The organism is Streptomyces poriticola, from assembly GCF_036689765.1.
Taxonomy (GTDB): domain Bacteria; phylum Actinomycetota; class Actinomycetes; order Streptomycetales; family Streptomycetaceae; genus Streptomyces; species Streptomyces poriticola.
Genome location: NZ_JBAGKH010000017.1, coordinates 44,990 through 59,268, shown reverse-complemented (window position 1 = coordinate 59,268; position 14,279 = coordinate 44,990). Strand labels below are relative to the sequence as shown.

The following is a 14,279-nucleotide window of genomic DNA, read 5'->3' as shown; positions in this document are numbered from 1 at the left end:
GCGGGCTACTGCAGGACGGGCTTGCCGGTCAGCTCCACGTCCGCCTGGCGGAGCTCCTCCAGGGCGCGCTCGGTGGTCTCCGCGGCGACCCCGGCGGTGAGGTCCAGCAGGACGTGGGTGCGGAAGCCCTCCTTGGCGGCGTCCAGCGCGGTGGCCCGCACACAGTGGTCGGTGGCGATGCCGACGACGTCCACCTCGTCGATCTCCCGGGCGCGCAGCCAGTCGGCGAGCCGGACGCCGTTCTCGTCCTCGCCCTCGAAGCCGCTGTAGGCCGCCGCGTAGGCGCCCTTGTCGAAGACGGCGTCGATGGCGCCGGAGGCGACGGCGGGCGCGAAGTTGGGGTGGAAGCCCACCCCCTCCGTGCCGGCCACGCAGTGCGCGGGCCAGGAGCGGACGAAGTCGGGGTTGTCGGCGAAGTGGCCGCCGGGCGCGATGTGGTGGTCCCGGGTGGCCACCACATGGCGGTAGCCGGCCGGAGCCTGCGCGATCAGCTCGGTGATGGCGGCGGCCACGTCGGCGCCCCCGGCCACCGCGAGGCTGCCCCCCTCGCAGAAGTCGTTCTGCACGTCTACGACGATCAAGGCGCGGCGCATGGCGGTGGTCCTTCGACTATGGGGTCGGGGCGGAAGGGGTGACAGGGGATGCCGGCCCGGCGGGTGTGGAACCTCCGAGCCTAGGGAATTCCGGCGCGGTACGGGAGAGGGCACCGCCGGCCGTAACGCGTCGCACCCGCATTCAGCTACCCGACCCGACGTGTACGTACTCCGTCGGAAGGACGGGTTCCCCGCGGGAGAGCTGTGTCGCGGACATCGGCAGTCCTGCGCGGGCCGCCGCGTGCCGGTCACGGGCGGCGTCCAGCGGTTCGCGGGCCACCGTCTCCCCGCCCTTGACCAGCTCGGCCAGCAGCTGCCGGCCGGCCAGCTCCGGCGGCACCGGTCCGGCACCCACCACCTCGGCCTCGGCGGTTCCCTCGGCGTCCAGCCGCCGGGCGGCCCACTTGCGCCCGCCGATCGAGGTCTTGCCGCCGGTGGACCGCTTGGCCACCGGCACCAGCGGGGCCTGGGGGCCGTCGGACTCGGCGCGGGCCACCAGCTTGTACACCATGGCGGAGGTCGGATGGCCGGACCCGGTCACCAGCTGGGTGCCGACACCGTAGGCGTCCACCGGCGCCGCCGCCAGCGAGGCGATGGCGTACTCGTCCAGGTCCGAGGTCACCACGATCTTCGTCCCGGTGGCGCCCAGCTCGTCCAGCTGCTGCCGCACCCGGTGCGCCACCAGCAGCAGGTCGCCGGAGTCGATCCGCACCGCGCCCAGCTCGGTCCCGGCCACCTCCACCGCCGTACGCACCGCCTCGGCGACGTCGTAGGTGTCGACCAGCAGGGTGGTGCCCCGGCCCAGGGAGTCCACCTGGGCCCGGAAGGCGTCCCGCTCGCTGTCGTGCAGCAGCGTGAAGGCGTGGGCGGAGGTGCCGACGGTCGGGATGCCGTAGCGGAACCCGGCGGCCAGGTCGGAGGTGGTGGCGAAGCCGCCGATGTACGCGGCCCGGGAGGCTGCCACCGCGGCCAGCTCGTGGGTGCGGCGGGCGCCCATCTCGATCAGCGGGCGGTCCCCGGCCGCGGCGGACATCCGCGAGGCGGCCGACGCGATGGCGGAGTCGTGGTTGAGGATCGACAGGACCACCGTCTCCAGCAGCACGCACTCGGCGAAGGTGCCCTCCACCCGCATCACCGGCGACCCCGGGAAGTACACCTCGCCCTCCGGATAGCCCCAGATGTCCCCGGTGAAGCGGTAGCCGGCGAGCCAGGCCAGGGTCTCCTCGTCGACGATGCCGCGTTCCCGCAGGAAGCCGAGGACGTCGTCGTCGAAGCGGAAGTTCTCCACCGCGTCCAGCACCCGGCCGGTGCCGGCGACGACGCCGTAGCGGCGCCCGCTCGGCAGCCGCCGGGTGAAGACCTCGAACACGCTCCGCCGCCCGGCCGTTCCCGCCCGCAGGGCGCCCTGCAGCATCGTCAGCTCGTACTGGTCCGTGAAGAGCGCCGTCGAGGGGACTTCGACCGGCAGCCCAAGGTCCGCTGTGTCCATGGCAACGGATCGTACTCCCATTTCGTCAGTCTGACGATTTCGGGGGACCGGACCGGTCCGCCCGCCCCCGCATGCCCGTTTGTGCGAGTACCCCCCTGTGGTGGCAGCATGGGCCCTGTGACGGCAGCCGCACCCATCGAGATCGAGAAGACCGAGTCGGCGGAAGAGGTCTCCGCCGTGCCCGAACCCGACGTGCCATGGGTGACGATCGTCCACAACGACCCCGTCAATCTCATGAGCTATGTGACCTACGTCTTCCAGTCGTACTTCGGCTACTCCAAGGACAAGGCCACCAAGCTGATGCTCGACGTCCACCACAAGGGCCGGGCGATCGTCTCCAGCGGCTCCCGCGAGGAGATGGAACGGGACGTACAGGCCATGCACGGCTACGGGCTGTGGGCCACCCTGCAGCAGGACCGGAAGTAGCGAATCTCCTCCATGCCAGGAACCTTCGAACCGCTCCCCGGCGGCGGCGCGGCCGTCGCCCTCGACGACGTCGAGATCTCCATCATCCGGTCGCTGGCCGTCCAGCTCCTGGAGCTGATCGGCCCCGGCCCCGCCGAGGACGCGCCCGACGACCCGCTCGCCGAACTCTTCGCCGAAGGCCCCAGCGAGCCGCCCTCCGACCCGGTGCTCCGGCGGCTGTTCCCGGACGCCTACGGCGATCCGGAGGCGACCCCCGGCCCGCGTGAGGCGGAGGAACAGCGGGCGTACTCCGCCGAGTTCCGCCGCTACACCGAGAACGACCTGCGGGCCGGCAAGCGCGACAACGCGCTCACGGTGGTCCGCTCCCTGGACGCGCTGGCCGCGGAGTCGGCCGGCGAGGGCGGCGCGGTGCTCAAGCTGTCGCCGGGGGAGTCCCGGCAGTGGCTCGCCGCCCTCAACGACCTGCGCCTGGCGATCGGCTCCCGGCTGGACATCGCCGACGAGGACGACACCGACCTGCTCTACCGGCTCCCGGACGAGGACCCGCGCAAGCCGATGGTGATGGCGTACCTGTGGCTGGGCGGCCTCCAGGAGACCCTGGTCGGCACGCTGCTGCCCTGAGCCGGGTGTCCGCTCAGCGGACACCCGGCGTCAGCAGCCGCAACCCCGAGGCCGCCGGGCACCGCCCGGCGCGGTCCGAGCAGGCCCGCGGACCCGGCTTGGTCCGGCATGTGGGCCATCTCGTACCACCCATCGGTACGGGGTGGCCCGTCTGCTTATCCTGACCCTCATGCTGACCATCACCCAGGCCCTGTACGACCAGATCGTCGCCCACGCCCGCGCCGACCACCCCGACGAGGCGTGCGGCGTGGTCGCCGGACCCGTGGGCGAGGGCCGCCCCGAGCGCTTCATCCCGATGCTCAACGCCGCCCGCTCGCCCACGTTCTACGAGTTCGACTCGCAGGACCTGCTCAAGCTCTACCGCGAGATGGACGACCGCGACGAGGAGCCGGTGGTCATCTACCACTCCCACACCGCGACCGAGGCCTACCCCTCGCGCACCGACATCTCCTACGCCAACGAACCCGGCGCCCACTACGTCCTCGTCTCCACGGCCGACACCGACGGCGCCGGAGACTTCCAGTTCCGGTCCTTCCGGATCGTCGAGGGCGAGGTGACCGAGGAGGAGGTCAAGATCGTCGCGGCCGGCTGACCACTGCCGGCCGGCCCGTCCTGACCCCTGCCGACCGACCGCTGACCACGGGCATCTCGACATACGGATGAGGAACGTCCGAAGTATGAGATCACACTCCGAGGGGCCGACCGGGAATCGATACGATGAGCCCATGGTTCTTCTCGACGTGAGCGACAAGGCGCCGGGCATGCTGCTCGTGGCGCGGCTGCACGTCGACCTGTGCAGGCTGAACAGCGCCATCTGTTGACCTTCCGCCGCCGCCGTTCGGCCCCCTCGCGGCCGCGGTGGCGCCGCCGCGCGCCGTTTCGAACCAACGACACCTTCCGACAGGAGCCCTCAGCCATGGCCATCGAGGTCCGCATCCCGACCATCCTCCGCCAGTACACCGACGGTCAGAAGGCGGTGGAGGGCACCGGGGACACCCTCGCCGAACTCCTCACCGACCTCGAGTCCCGGCACACGGGCATCCAGGCGCGCATCGTGGACGGCGACCAGCTGCGCCGCTTCGTCAACGTCTACCTCAACGACGAGGACGTCCGTTTCCTCGACGGCATCAACACCAAGCTCGCCGACGGCGACAACGTCACGATCCTGCCGGCCGTCGCCGGCGGGATGGCCTGACCGGCGATGCGGTACGACTCACCGCTGGCCGCGGTCGGCAACACCCCGCTGGTGCGCCTGCCGCGGCTCTCGCCGTCCGACGACGTCCGCATCTGGGCCAAGCTGGAGGACCGCAACCCCACCGGCTCCATCAAGGACCGCCCGGCCCTGCACATGATCGAGCAGGCGGAGAAGGACGGCCGGCTCACCCCGGGCTGCACCATCCTGGAGCCCACCTCCGGCAACACCGGCATCTCACTCGCCATGGCGGCCAGGCTCAAGGGCTACCGCATCGTCTGCGTGATGCCGGAGAACACCTCGCAGGAGCGCCGCGAGCTGCTCGCCATGTGGGGTGCGGAGATCATCTCCTCCCCGGCCGCCGGCGGCTCCAACACCGCCGTACGCGTCGCCAAGGAACTCTCCGCCGAGCACCCCGACTGGGTGATGCTCTACCAGTACGGCAACCCGGACAACGCCGGCGCGCACTACGCCACCACCGGCCCCGAGATCCTCGCCGACCTCCCCTCGATCACCCACTTCGTCGCCGGCCTCGGCACCACCGGCACCCTGATGGGCGTCGGCCGCTATCTGCGCGAGCACCGGCCCGGCGTGCAGATCGTCGCCGCCGAGCCCCGCTACGACGACCTGGTCTACGGACTGCGCAACCTCGACGAGGGCTTCGTCCCCGAGCTGTACGACGCCTCCGTGCTGACCGGCCGCTTCTCGGTCGGCTCGGCCGACGCGGTCACCCGCACCCGGGAGCTCCTCCAGCAGGAGGGCATCTTCGCCGGCGTCTCCACCGGTGCCGCCCTGCACGCGGCGATCGGCGTCGGGAAGAAGGCCGTCAAGGCCGGACAGAGCGCCGACATCGTGTTCGTCGTCGCCGACGGCGGCTGGAAGTACCTCTCCACCGGCGTCTACACCGCGGCCACCACCGAAGCAGCCATCGAGACCCTCCAGGGCCAGCTCTGGGCCTGAGCCCGGTGCCGCCCGGCCGGCCGCCGACCGCTCAGGACGCGAGGTGACGGACCTGGTCCCACAGGACCGGGTCCACCTCTCCCACCCGCCGCCGGAAGTCCCGCACCGGGACCTCCCGCAGCTCGTCCGTCTCCAGGAAACTCGTCCGGCCCTGCGCGTCCCCGACCGCACCCGGCGGCAGCGGAATCACCCCCGACCGCTCCTCCCGGTAGCGGCTGGTGATCTTCGCGACCAGCGCCCGCCGGCGGCGCACCGACAGCACCAGACACGGCCGGTCCTTCGAACCCGCGCCCGCACCCTCCTCGTACGGCACGGTCGCCCACCAGATCTCCGCGGGCCGCGGCCGGTCGTGCCGCACACCCGGCCCCCTCGGATGCCCCGGCGGCCTGCGCACCCCGTGCGGGCGCGGCGGCCGGTGCCCCCGGCCCCAGCCGTCGACGAGCGCGGCGACCAGCGCGAGCAGCACCACCGCGGCGAGCGCGAGCCACCACGAGGTATCCATAGGACGACGTTACCGGCGCGCGCCGCTTTTGTGCGCCCCTTCACGCGCCTCGCCCGCCCGGCATCCAGCCGAACCGGTGACACTGCAGGTGAGTTCCCCCACAACGGCCCCTGGCGGAGGAGCGACCTGAGGTTTTGCGCCTTACGCTCGACAAACCGCACGACCCCCGTCACCCCCGTATCCGCCAGATATCCGCCAGCGGAGGTTTCTGCTTCATGAAGCTCACCGTCGTCGGCTGCTCGGGGTCGTTCCCGTCCGCGGAATCGGCCTGCTCGAGCTATCTCGTCGAGGCCGACGGCTTCCGGCTGCTTCTCGACATGGGCAACGGCGCCCTCGGCGAGCTGCAGCGCCACTGCGGTCTCTACGACCTCGACGCGATCTTCCTCAGCCATCTGCACGCCGACCACTGCATCGACATGTGCGCCTACTTCGTCGCGCGCTACTACCGGCACGACGGCGGACGCTGCGCGCCGCTGCCCGTCTTCGGACCCGAGGGCACCGAGCACCGGCTCACCACCGCCTACGGCGACACCCCCTCCGCCTCCTCCATGAGCGAGGTCTTCGACTTCCACACGGTCAAGCCGGGCACCTTCGAGATCGGCCCCTTCACCGTGCACACCGACCAGGTGGCCCACCCGGTCGAGGCCTACGCCGTGCGCATCGAGCACGACGGCAGGGCGCTGACCTACTCCGGCGACACCGGCGTCACCGACGCGCTGGACGAACTCGCCCGTGACGCCGACCTCTTCCTGTGCGAGGCCGCCTTCACGCACGGCAAGGAGAACATCCCGGACCTGCATCTCAACGGCCGCGAGGCCGGCGAGACCGCCGCCCGCGCACGCGCCAGGCGCCTGGTCCTCACCCACGTCCCGCCGTGGACCGACCCGCAGATCAACCTGGCCGACGCCCGCGAGGTCTACGACGGCCCGGTGGAGCTGGCTGTACCGGCGGCGACGTACGAGGTCTGAGGCCAGGTACGAGGGTCCGAGGCCAGGTACGAGGCCCGGCGCGGTCCGGGGACAGGACGTACGGGGTCCCGGGCGGCCCACCCTCCGGCCCCAGGGCATGACGAGGGCCCCGGAACCGATGGTGGTTCCGGGGCCCTCGTCATGGCCTGCGGCGCGGACTCACGCCTTGGTGAGGTCCTCGACCTCCTCCGCGGGCTCCCGGCCCGGGGTCGGCAGGTTGAACTTGACGATCGCGAAGCGGAACACCGTGTAGTAGACCGCCGCGAACACCAGACCGATCGGAATGATCAGCCATGGCTTGGTGGCCAGGTTCCAGTTCAGCCCGTAGTCGATGACACCCGCGGAGAACGTGAAGCCCGCATGGACACCGAGCGCCCAGGTGATCGCCATCGACAGCGCCGTCAGCACCGCGTGGATCACGTAGAGCACCGGCGCGATGAACATGAACGCGAACTCGATCGGCTCGGTCACACCGGTGACGAACGAGGTCAGCGCGAGCGAGACCATCATGCCCATCACGGCCTTGCGGCGCTCCGGGCGGGCGGCGTGCGCGATGGCTATCGCGGCGGCCGGCAGACCGAACATCATGATCGGGAAGAAGCCGGACATGAACTGGCCCGCGGCCGGGTCACCGGCGAAGAAGCGGTTCAGGTCACCGTGCACGACCTCGCCCGCGGCGTTGGTGAAGTCACCGATCTGGAACCAGGAGACGGTGTTGACGAACTGGTGCATGCCGATCGGGATCAGCGCGCGGTTGATCAGACCGAACAGACCGGCACCCGCGGCGCCGAGACCGGTGATCCACTCGCCCGCGTCGGAGATGACCCCACCGACGGGCTCCCAGACCAGACCGAAGAAGACACCCATGGCGGTGCCCACGAACGCCATGATGATCGGCACCAGCCGGCGCCCGTTGAAGAAGCCCAGCCAGTCCACCAGCCTCTTGCGGTGGTACCGCTGCCACAGCACCGCGGCCAGCAGACCCATCAGGATGCCGCCCAGGACACCCGGGTTGTTGTAGGTCGCGGCGACGTCCTCGCCCGCCTTGATCTGCGCCTCGGTGACCGGGAACGCCTTCAGCACGTTGCTGTAGACCAGGAAGCCGACCAGGGCCGCGAGCGCCGTGGAGCCGTCGGCCTTCTTGGCGAAGCCGATCGCCACACCGATGCAGAACAGCATCGGGAGGTTGTCGAAGATGGCGCCACCCGCGGTGGCGAACACGGCCGCGACCTTGTCCCAGCCCAGGCCTTCCGCGCCGAACACATCGGGCTGGCCCAGCCGCAGCAGGATGCCCGCCGCCGGAAGGACGGCGATGGGAAGCTGCAGACTGCGGCCGACCTTCTGCAGGCCCTGGAACAGACCGGATCCCCGCTTCTTCGCGGGGGCCGCCGTCTCGGTGGCGGTGCTCATGGTTCCTCCATCGGGTGGTGGTCTACACCACTCAGTGGTGTAGACCTGTTGTAGCACGATGGAGGGTCCATGAGGAACCCGCGATTCCTGCTACCGGTCCACTACGGGCAGTGCCCGGGAACCGCATCGCAAAGGCCCCCGGAACCGGCGGTCCGGAGGCCCTGGAATCCCCTTGCAGAAGGGTACGCGCGAAGCGCGTGCACCCTACGACCCGATCACCCGCTCACACCTTGGTCACGTCCTCCACCTGCTCCTCCGGCTCCCGCCCCGGAGTCTTCAGATCGAACCTGGTGATCGCGAACCGGAACACCACGTAGTACACGGCCGCGAAGCACAGCCCGATCGGAATGATCAGCCACGGCTTCGTCGCCAGATTCCAGTTGATGACGTAGTCGATCAGCCCCGCCGAGAAGCTGAACCCGTCCTTCACCCCCAGCCCCCATGTCACCGCCATCGACACCCCCGTCAGCAGCGCATGGACCGCGTACAGCGCCGGCGCGATGAACAGGAACGAGTACTCGATCGGCTCCGTGATCCCCGTCACGAACGACGTCAGCGCCACCGACAGCATCAGCCCGCCGACCTCCTTGCGGCGGCTCGGCCGCGCACAGTGCGTGATCGCCAGCGCCGCGGCCGGCAGCGCGAACATCATGATCGGGAAGAACCCGGACAGGAACTGCCCCGCATCCGGGTCGCCCGCGAGGAACATGTTGATGTCGCCGTGCACCACCGTGCCGTCCGGCTTGGTGTAACTGCCGAACTGGAACCACACCGGCACATTCAGGAACTGATGCAGCCCGATCACCAGCAGCGCCCGGTTCGCCACCCCGAACACACCCGCGCCCCACGCACCCAGGCCGACCAGCCAGTCACTGAAACTCTCCAGCCCGTCGCCGATCGGCGGCCAGATCCACAGGCACAACGCCGCGAACGCGATCGCCACGAACGCCATGATGATCGGCACCAGTCGCCGGCCGTTGAAGAAGCCCAGCCAGTCCACCAGCCTCGTCCGGTGGAACCGCTGCCAGAAGTACGCCGCCAGCAGCCCCATCACGATGCCGCCGAACACCCCCGGATTCTGGTACGTGAACGACGTCACCGTCCCCGACCCGTCCGTCACCTGGCAGCCGACCTGCGGCACCGCCACCGATCCCTCCGGACAGTCCTCCGGGAACTGCCGCAGCACATTGAAGTAGACGAGGAACCCCGCCACCGCCGCCAGCGCCGTCGAACCGTCCGACTTCTTCGCCATGCCGATGGCCACACCCACACAGAACAGCAGCGGCAGCCCCAGCGAACCGTCCAGCAGCGCACCCCCCGCCCCCACCATCACCTTGGAGACGTCGCTCCACCCCAGTCCGTCGTCCCCGAACACATCCGGCTGACCCAGCCGGTTGAGGATGCCCGCGGCCGGCAGTACGGCGATCGGCAGCTGGAGACTGCGCCCCATCTTCTGCAGTCCCTGGAAGAACCTGTTCCAGCGGGCACGTACCGGACTGACCGCGCTGTCGGAACTCATCCGTCTCCGGGCTCCTCTGCGAGAGGCGGTACCGCGGCCGTCCATTAGGGTGGTGTAGACCAGTTGTGGGGACGGTTCCGCCGTCGTGACGCCATCATTCGGCACGTACCGGACAACCGCTCGCGAAGCTGGGCCAACTGTGGGTTACTGCCACAAAGCGGTTCGGATCAGGGAGAAGAAACATGGCCAGCAAGGCTGAGAAGATCGTTGCCGGGCTCGGCGGCATCGACAACATCGAAGAGGTCGAAGGCTGCATCACCCGCCTCCGCACCGAGGTCTCCGACGCCTCACTGGTCGACGAGGCCGCCCTCAAGGCCGCCGGCGCCCACGGCGTCGTCAAGATGGGAACCGCCATCCAGGTCGTCATCGGCACCGACGCCGACCCCATCGCCGCCGAGATCGAAGACATGATGTGAACCCCCCAGGTTCACCGCGCAAGGGGTCCCGCCCGCCAGGGGGAGGGACCCCTTCCGCTGCCACACCTCCCGGCTAGGCTCACCGCATGTCACGAATCGACGGCCGCACCCCCCAGCAACTCCGCCCCGTCACCATCGAACGCGGCTGGAGCAAGCACGCCGAAGGCTCCGTCCTCGTATCCTTCGGCGACACCAAGGTCCTCTGCACCGCCTCCGTCACCGAAGGCGTCCCCCGCTGGCGCAAGGGCAGCGGCGAGGGCTGGGTCACCGCCGAGTACGCCATGCTCCCCCGCGCCACCAACACCCGCGGCGACCGCGAATCCGTCAAGGGCCGCATCGGCGGACGCACTCACGAGATCAGCCGCCTCATCGGCCGCTCCCTGCGCGCCGTCATCGACTACCAGGCGCTCGGCGAGAACACCATCGTCCTCGACTGCGACGTCCTCCAGGCCGACGGCGGCACCCGAACCGCCGCCATCACCGGCTCCTACGTCGCCCTCGCCGACGCCGTCGCCTGGGCCCGGACCAAGAAGCTGATCAAGCCCAGCCGCAAGCCCCTCACCGGCACCGTCGCCGCCGTCTCCGTCGGCATCGTCGACGGCACCCCCCTCCTCGACCTCCGCTACGAGGAGGACGTCCGCGCCGACACCGACATGAACGTCGTCTGCACCGGCGACGGACGCTTCGTCGAGGTCCAGGGCACCGCCGAGGCCGAACCCTTCGCCCGCGACGAGCTCGACGCCCTGCTCGACCTCGCCACCGCCGGCTGCACCGAGCTCGCCGAACTCCAGCGCAAGGCCCTCGACGCGCCCCTGGAGAGGTAAAGGGCACCCCAAGAGCACCCCAAGAAAAGCGGACCGCAGGCGCAACTCCGCGGGCCGCCGCGGCGTCATCAACAGTACGGGCGTACGGCTCACCGCCGTACGCCCGGTGCAGCAATCCACCAGGGCCACCCGGCCCGTTCCGAACGGGAGGACCGAGACCCATGGCCGCGACCCGACGCAGCCGCCGTCGCCGAACCGCCATAGCCGCCGCAGCCCTGGCCGCCGCCGGACTCACCGCCGGCCTCACCACCGGCTGCGACGCCGTGGGCAAGGCACTGGACTGCGTCCAGACCGCCGACGCCATCGCCGACAGCGTCACCGACATGCAGCAGGCCGTGGACAACGCCTCCAACGACCCCACCCAGCTGGAGGAGTCCCTCACCTCCATAGACAAGGACCTCGACAAGATCGGCGACCAGACCGACAACGCCGACGTCAACAAGGCCGTCGACAACCTCGCCAAGGCCGTCGACAACGTCCGCACCTCCATCGAGAACGGCGACCAGACCCCCGACCTCAGCCCCGTCACCGACGCGGCCGGCGAACTCACCAAGGTCTGCACCCCGTAGCGGCTGAGCGAGAACCGGCGGCGGAACCGAGGATCGGACGGGTCCCGGGATACTGGTCCCCATGACCCGCCTGATCCTCGCCACCCGCAACACCGGAAAGATCACCGAACTGAGGGCCATCCTCACCGACGCCGGTCTTCCCCACGAGCTCGTCGGCACCGACGCCTACCCCGACGTACCCGACGTCAGGGAAACCGGCGTGACGTTCGCCGAGAACGCCCTCCTCAAGGCCCACACCCTGGCCCGGGCCACCGGCCTCCCCGCCGTCGCCGACGACTCCGGCCTCTGCGTCGACGTCCTCGGCGGCGCCCCCGGCATCTTCTCCGCCCGCTGGTCCGGCCGCCACGGCGACGACAAGGCCAACCTGGACCTCCTGCTGGCCCAGCTCGCGGACATCGCCGACGCCCACCGCGGCGCCCACTTCGCCTGCGCGGCGGCCCTGGCCCTCCCGGACGGCACGGAGCGAGTGGTCGAGGGCCGGCTCCGCGGCACTCTGCGCCACACCCCGTCCGGCACCGGCGGCTTCGGCTACGACCCGATCCTCCAGCCCGACGGCGGGACGCGCACCTGCGCGGAACTGACCCCGGACCAGAAAAACGCGATCAGCCACCGCGGCCAGGCCTTCCGGGCACTGGTACCGGTGGTACGGGAGCTGCTGGGCTGAGCAATTTCAGAGGGGCCACCCTGATGGGGGTGGCCCCGTGTGCGGCCGGTGGGATTCGAACCCACACGGGCTATCGCCCACGGCGTTCTAAGCGCCGCATGTCTGCCTTTCCATCACGGCCGCGTGCCTGGCCATGGTACCGGTCGGCTTGCGCCGACCTTTGGGAAGCGTCGTCCTCCCCGGCAGCAGGTACCGGTGATCGCACGCCAGTTGGGACAGAGCAGCCGAACGGCTCGTGCCGGGCGTGGGGCCGGGGCGAGCCGTTCGGGTGGGGAGGGCGGGTGGGTCAGATGCCCAGATCCTTGATGATCTTGGCGACGTGGCCGGTGGCGCGGACGTTGTACAGGGCGCGCTCGACCGTGCCGTTCTCGTCGACGACGATCGTGGAGCGGATGACGCCCATGTAGGTGCGGCCGTAGTTCTTCTTCTCGCCGTAGGCGCCGTAGGCGTCGAGGGCCTGCTTGTCCGGGTCGGCGAGGAGGGTGACCCGAAGGGACTCGGCGTCACGGAACTTCGCCAGCTTCTCCGGCTTGTCCGGCGAGATGCCGATCACGTCGTACCCGGCGCCGGCCAGCAGCTCCAGGTTGTCCGTGAAGTCGCAGGCCTGCTTGGTGCAGCCGGGAGTGAGGGCGGCCGGGTAGAAATAGACGATGACCTTGCGGCCCTGGTGGTCGGAGAGGGACACCTCGTTGCCGTCGGCGTCCGGGAGGGTGAAGGCGGGGGCCGGGTCCCCGGGCTGGAGTCGCTCGCTCATCGGTCCAATGTAACCGGGGGTCCTGACAGTGCGGTCGGGCCCAGAGCTGACAGACTGTCCAGAACAAGGACCAGCTTCACATCGGAGGCCGTACGGTGGCGGACACGTCGGACACCAGAACCCCGGCGCAGATCGAGGCGGACATCAAGCGCCGCCGCGAGGTGCTGGCCGAGACGCTCGACGAGATCGGGATGCGGGTGCATCCGAAGACGATCATGGGGGACGTCAAGGCCAAGGTCGTCTCCAACATCGACCACACCCTCGGGCGCGCCTACGTCGGCGCCAACCGCGTGGTCACCGATGCGAAGGGAAGGTTCGTCGACGACCAGGGCGCGCCGCGGCTGGAGCGGGTGGTGCCGGTCGCGCTGGTCGTGGTCGGGGTGGTGGGGCTGCTGGCCCTCGGTACCCGGCGGCGCAGGGTCTGAGGCGGAGCAGGTAGGTTCGAGGGTGTGAGCGCCAACAGAAACGACCACAGCATCCCGCACGACAAGCTGCCCATCCGGATGCTGCACGACCGTGTGCTCGTGCGGCAGGACAACAGTGAGGGCGAGCGGCGTTCCGGGGGCGGCATCCTGATCCCCGCGACGGCGGCGGTGGGCCGCCGGCTGGCCTGGGCCGAGGTCGTCGCGGTGGGGCAGAACGTGCGGACGGTGGAGCCGGGTGACCGGGTGCTGTTCGATCCGGAGGACCGTGCCGAGGTCGAGGTGCGCGGGGTGGCGTACGTGCTGATGCGTGAGCGTGACCTGCATGCCGTGGCCGCGGACCGGTTCGAGGGGTCGGAGGACTCGACCGGGCTGTATCTCTGAGCCGTCTCTGAGCTGTCTCTGATCCGTCCGTGATCCGCTGTACCTCTGGATCGGCGGATCTTCGGGGCGTGGAGGCTGGTGACCGTTGTCACCAGCCTCTTTCCTCTTGGTTTGCTAGGTTGGAGGTCCCCCGACGAGACGCGCCGTACCGGGTGAAGGCAAAGACGACGCATCACCGTGTGCCGTTCGCTCCCGGAGGTGCCGTCATGGCCTGGGTTCTGCTGCTCGTCGCCGGTCTGCTGGAGGTGGGCTGGTCGGTCGGGATGAAGTACACGGACGGTTTCACCCGTCCCGTCCCGAGTCTGTTCACGGGTGCGGGCATCGTCGCCAGCATGGTGCTGCTGTCGTACGCCGCCCGGACGCTTCCCATCGGTACCGCCTACGGCGTGTGGGTGGGGATCGGTGCGGCGGGTGCGGCGGTGCTGGGGATGGTGGTGCTGGGGGAGCCGGTGACCGCCGCGCGGATCTTCTTCATCTGCCTGCTGCTGGTGGCCGTGGTGGGGCTCAAGGCGACCTCCGGCCACTGAGGGGTGCCGTTCAGTGCCGCGGCAGGGATGTCGGCGGGA

General features: G+C 70.1%; 20 protein-coding genes, 1 tRNA gene and 1 riboswitch. Of the genes, 14 read left to right on the top strand and 7 right to left on the bottom strand.

Translation table 11 applies throughout. From position 1 onward, the window contains the following. Positions 1 to 5: 5 nt before the first annotated feature. Positions 6 to 593, bottom strand: coding sequence for an isochorismatase family protein (locus V5O46_RS20745; RefSeq protein WP_332886133.1), 588 nt, complete (start codon positions 591 to 593; stop codon positions 6 to 8). 142 nt (positions 594 to 735) lie between these two features. Beyond that, positions 736 to 2,082: a nicotinate phosphoribosyltransferase gene (locus V5O46_RS20740; RefSeq protein WP_332886132.1), complete on the bottom strand. Its 1,347-nt coding sequence runs from the start codon at positions 2,080 to 2,082 to the stop codon at positions 736 to 738. A 108-nt stretch (positions 2,083 to 2,190) separates the two neighbouring features. Here V5O46_RS20740 and clpS point away from each other — a divergent pair, with 108 nt between their 5' ends. The 6 genes from clpS (at position 2,191) to V5O46_RS20710 (ending at position 5,281) form a co-directional block, all read left to right on the top strand. Next, complete coding sequence (gene clpS / locus V5O46_RS20735) at positions 2,191 to 2,508, top strand: ATP-dependent Clp protease adapter ClpS (protein ID WP_332886131.1); 318 nt, start codon at positions 2,191 to 2,193, stop codon at positions 2,506 to 2,508. A gap of 12 nt (positions 2,509 to 2,520) precedes the next feature. After that, positions 2,521 to 3,129, top strand: coding sequence for a DUF2017 domain-containing protein (locus V5O46_RS20730; protein WP_332886130.1), 609 nt, complete (start codon positions 2,521 to 2,523; stop codon positions 3,127 to 3,129). Positions 3,130 to 3,298: 169 nt separating this feature from the next. Continuing rightward, the gene (locus tag V5O46_RS20725) at positions 3,299 to 3,721 is read left to right on the top strand and encodes a M67 family metallopeptidase (protein WP_332886129.1); all 423 of its coding nucleotides are present in this window, start codon (positions 3,299 to 3,301) and stop codon (positions 3,719 to 3,721) included. A 133-nt stretch (positions 3,722 to 3,854) separates the two neighbouring features. Further along, complete coding sequence (locus tag V5O46_RS20720; protein ID WP_317774922.1) at positions 3,855 to 3,950, top strand: putative leader peptide; 96 nt, start codon at positions 3,855 to 3,857, stop codon at positions 3,948 to 3,950. A gap of 95 nt (positions 3,951 to 4,045) precedes the next feature. Continuing rightward, positions 4,046 to 4,324 (top strand): MoaD/ThiS family protein, encoded by a 279-nt coding sequence (locus V5O46_RS20715; protein ID WP_332886128.1) that lies wholly within the window; start codon positions 4,046 to 4,048, stop codon positions 4,322 to 4,324. A 6-nt stretch (positions 4,325 to 4,330) separates the two neighbouring features. Beyond that, positions 4,331 to 5,281, top strand: coding sequence for a PLP-dependent cysteine synthase family protein (locus tag V5O46_RS20710; RefSeq protein WP_332886127.1), 951 nt, complete (start codon positions 4,331 to 4,333; stop codon positions 5,279 to 5,281). Between the two features lie 31 nt (positions 5,282 to 5,312). Here V5O46_RS20710 and V5O46_RS20705 read toward each other — a convergent pair whose 3' ends face one another. After that, entirely contained in the window at positions 5,313 to 5,783 is a 471-nt protein-coding gene (locus V5O46_RS20705) for a type II toxin-antitoxin system PemK/MazF family toxin (protein ID WP_332886126.1), read from the bottom strand. A 215-nt stretch (positions 5,784 to 5,998) separates the two neighbouring features. Between V5O46_RS20705 and V5O46_RS20700 the strand changes: the two genes are divergently transcribed. Further along, positions 5,999 to 6,751 (top strand): MBL fold metallo-hydrolase, encoded by a 753-nt coding sequence (locus tag V5O46_RS20700; protein ID WP_332886125.1) that lies wholly within the window; start codon positions 5,999 to 6,001, stop codon positions 6,749 to 6,751. Positions 6,752 to 6,910: 159 nt separating this feature from the next. Here the strand turns inward: V5O46_RS20700 and V5O46_RS20695 are convergent, their stop codons facing one another. Further along, on the bottom strand, positions 6,911 to 8,161 hold the full coding sequence (locus V5O46_RS20695) for a PTS transporter subunit EIIC (RefSeq protein ID WP_332886124.1): 1,251 nt from the start codon (positions 8,159 to 8,161) through the stop codon (positions 6,911 to 6,913). A gap of 223 nt (positions 8,162 to 8,384) precedes the next feature. Then, on the bottom strand, positions 8,385 to 9,680 hold the full coding sequence (locus V5O46_RS20690) for a PTS transporter subunit EIIC (RefSeq protein ID WP_332886123.1): 1,296 nt from the start codon (positions 9,678 to 9,680) through the stop codon (positions 8,385 to 8,387). Positions 9,681 to 9,862: 182 nt separating this feature from the next. Here V5O46_RS20690 and V5O46_RS20685 point away from each other — a divergent pair, with 182 nt between their 5' ends. The 4 genes from V5O46_RS20685 to rdgB all read left to right on the top strand — a co-directional run bounded on the left by V5O46_RS20685 (position 9,863) and on the right by rdgB (position 12,153). Further along, a complete protein-coding gene (locus V5O46_RS20685) occupies positions 9,863 to 10,096 on the top strand; it encodes a glucose PTS transporter subunit EIIB (RefSeq protein ID WP_093720813.1) in 234 nt (77 codons plus the stop codon). Positions 10,097 to 10,182: 86 nt separating this feature from the next. Beyond that, a complete protein-coding gene (gene rph / locus V5O46_RS20680; RefSeq protein ID WP_332886122.1) occupies positions 10,183 to 10,920 on the top strand; it encodes a ribonuclease PH in 738 nt (245 codons plus the stop codon). A gap of 161 nt (positions 10,921 to 11,081) precedes the next feature. After that, complete coding sequence (locus V5O46_RS20675) at positions 11,082 to 11,489, top strand: hypothetical protein (protein ID WP_332886121.1); 408 nt, start codon at positions 11,082 to 11,084, stop codon at positions 11,487 to 11,489. Positions 11,490 to 11,550: 61 nt separating this feature from the next. Beyond that, positions 11,551 to 12,153, top strand: a complete 603-nt coding sequence (rdgB, locus tag V5O46_RS20670) for an RdgB/HAM1 family non-canonical purine NTP pyrophosphatase (RefSeq protein ID WP_332886120.1) — start codon at positions 11,551 to 11,553, stop codon at positions 12,151 to 12,153. Positions 12,154 to 12,193: 40 nt separating this feature from the next. Here the strand turns inward: rdgB and V5O46_RS20665 are convergent. Together V5O46_RS20665 and bcp are read right to left on the bottom strand one after the other, a co-directional pair. Beyond that, a tRNA-Leu gene (locus tag V5O46_RS20665) sits at positions 12,194 to 12,276 on the bottom strand. Positions 12,277 to 12,439: 163 nt separating this feature from the next. After that, positions 12,440 to 12,907 carry a thioredoxin-dependent thiol peroxidase gene (gene bcp, locus V5O46_RS20660; protein WP_332886119.1) on the bottom strand — a complete coding sequence of 156 codons (468 nt, stop codon included), beginning with the start codon at positions 12,905 to 12,907 and terminating at the stop codon, positions 12,440 to 12,442. A gap of 95 nt (positions 12,908 to 13,002) precedes the next feature. Here bcp and V5O46_RS20655 point away from each other — a divergent pair, with 95 nt between their 5' ends. The 3 genes from V5O46_RS20655 to V5O46_RS20645 all read left to right on the top strand — a co-directional run bounded on the left by V5O46_RS20655 (position 13,003) and on the right by V5O46_RS20645 (position 14,240). Next, on the top strand, positions 13,003 to 13,332 hold the full coding sequence (locus V5O46_RS20655; RefSeq protein ID WP_332886118.1) for a DUF3618 domain-containing protein: 330 nt from the start codon (positions 13,003 to 13,005) through the stop codon (positions 13,330 to 13,332). 78 nt (positions 13,333 to 13,410) lie between these two features. Next, positions 13,411 to 13,713, top strand: a complete 303-nt coding sequence (locus V5O46_RS20650) for a GroES family chaperonin (protein WP_408649032.1) — start codon at positions 13,411 to 13,413, stop codon at positions 13,711 to 13,713. Between the two features lie 108 nt (positions 13,714 to 13,821). Further along, a riboswitch (guanidine-III (ykkC-III) riboswitch) is annotated at positions 13,822 to 13,887 on the top strand. Positions 13,888 to 13,919: 32 nt separating this feature from the next. After that, the gene (locus V5O46_RS20645) at positions 13,920 to 14,240 is read left to right on the top strand and encodes a DMT family transporter (RefSeq protein ID WP_332886116.1); all 321 of its coding nucleotides are present in this window, start codon (positions 13,920 to 13,922) and stop codon (positions 14,238 to 14,240) included. Positions 14,241 to 14,279: the final 39 nt, after the last annotated feature.

Excerpts from the sequence above, each read along its gene's own strand:
- rdgB (WP_332886120.1), top strand. The coding sequence starts at position 11,551 with ATGACCCGCCTGATCCTCGCCACCCGCAACACCGGAAAGATCACCGAA.
- V5O46_RS20745 (WP_332886133.1), bottom strand. The coding sequence starts at position 593 with ATGCGCCGCGCCTTGATCGTCGTAGACGTGCAGAACGACTTCTGCGAG.
- V5O46_RS20720 (WP_317774922.1), top strand. The coding sequence starts at position 3,855 with ATGGTTCTTCTCGACGTGAGCGACAAGGCGCCGGGCATGCTGCTCGTG.
- V5O46_RS20675 (WP_332886121.1), top strand. The coding sequence starts at position 11,082 with ATGGCCGCGACCCGACGCAGCCGCCGTCGCCGAACCGCCATAGCCGCC.
- rph (WP_332886122.1), top strand. The coding sequence starts at position 10,183 with ATGTCACGAATCGACGGCCGCACCCCCCAGCAACTCCGCCCCGTCACC.
- V5O46_RS20705 (WP_332886126.1), bottom strand. The coding sequence starts at position 5,783 with ATGGATACCTCGTGGTGGCTCGCGCTCGCCGCGGTGGTGCTGCTCGCG.
- bcp (WP_332886119.1), bottom strand. The coding sequence starts at position 12,907 with ATGAGCGAGCGACTCCAGCCCGGGGACCCGGCCCCCGCCTTCACCCTC.
- V5O46_RS20690 (WP_332886123.1), bottom strand. The coding sequence starts at position 9,680 with ATGAGTTCCGACAGCGCGGTCAGTCCGGTACGTGCCCGCTGGAACAGG.
- V5O46_RS20740 (WP_332886132.1), bottom strand. The coding sequence starts at position 2,082 with ATGGACACAGCGGACCTTGGGCTGCCGGTCGAAGTCCCCTCGACGGCG.
- V5O46_RS20685 (WP_093720813.1), top strand. The coding sequence starts at position 9,863 with ATGGCCAGCAAGGCTGAGAAGATCGTTGCCGGGCTCGGCGGCATCGAC.
- V5O46_RS20695 (WP_332886124.1), bottom strand. The coding sequence starts at position 8,161 with ATGAGCACCGCCACCGAGACGGCGGCCCCCGCGAAGAAGCGGGGATCC.
- V5O46_RS20645 (WP_332886116.1), top strand. The coding sequence starts at position 13,920 with ATGGCCTGGGTTCTGCTGCTCGTCGCCGGTCTGCTGGAGGTGGGCTGG.
- V5O46_RS20650 (WP_408649032.1), top strand. The coding sequence starts at position 13,411 with ATGCTGCACGACCGTGTGCTCGTGCGGCAGGACAACAGTGAGGGCGAG.
- clpS (WP_332886131.1), top strand. The coding sequence starts at position 2,191 with ATGGGCCCTGTGACGGCAGCCGCACCCATCGAGATCGAGAAGACCGAG.
- V5O46_RS20725 (WP_332886129.1), top strand. The coding sequence starts at position 3,299 with ATGCTGACCATCACCCAGGCCCTGTACGACCAGATCGTCGCCCACGCC.
- V5O46_RS20710 (WP_332886127.1), top strand. The coding sequence starts at position 4,331 with ATGCGGTACGACTCACCGCTGGCCGCGGTCGGCAACACCCCGCTGGTG.
- V5O46_RS20730 (WP_332886130.1), top strand. The coding sequence starts at position 2,521 with ATGCCAGGAACCTTCGAACCGCTCCCCGGCGGCGGCGCGGCCGTCGCC.
- V5O46_RS20700 (WP_332886125.1), top strand. The coding sequence starts at position 5,999 with ATGAAGCTCACCGTCGTCGGCTGCTCGGGGTCGTTCCCGTCCGCGGAA.
- V5O46_RS20715 (WP_332886128.1), top strand. The coding sequence starts at position 4,046 with ATGGCCATCGAGGTCCGCATCCCGACCATCCTCCGCCAGTACACCGAC.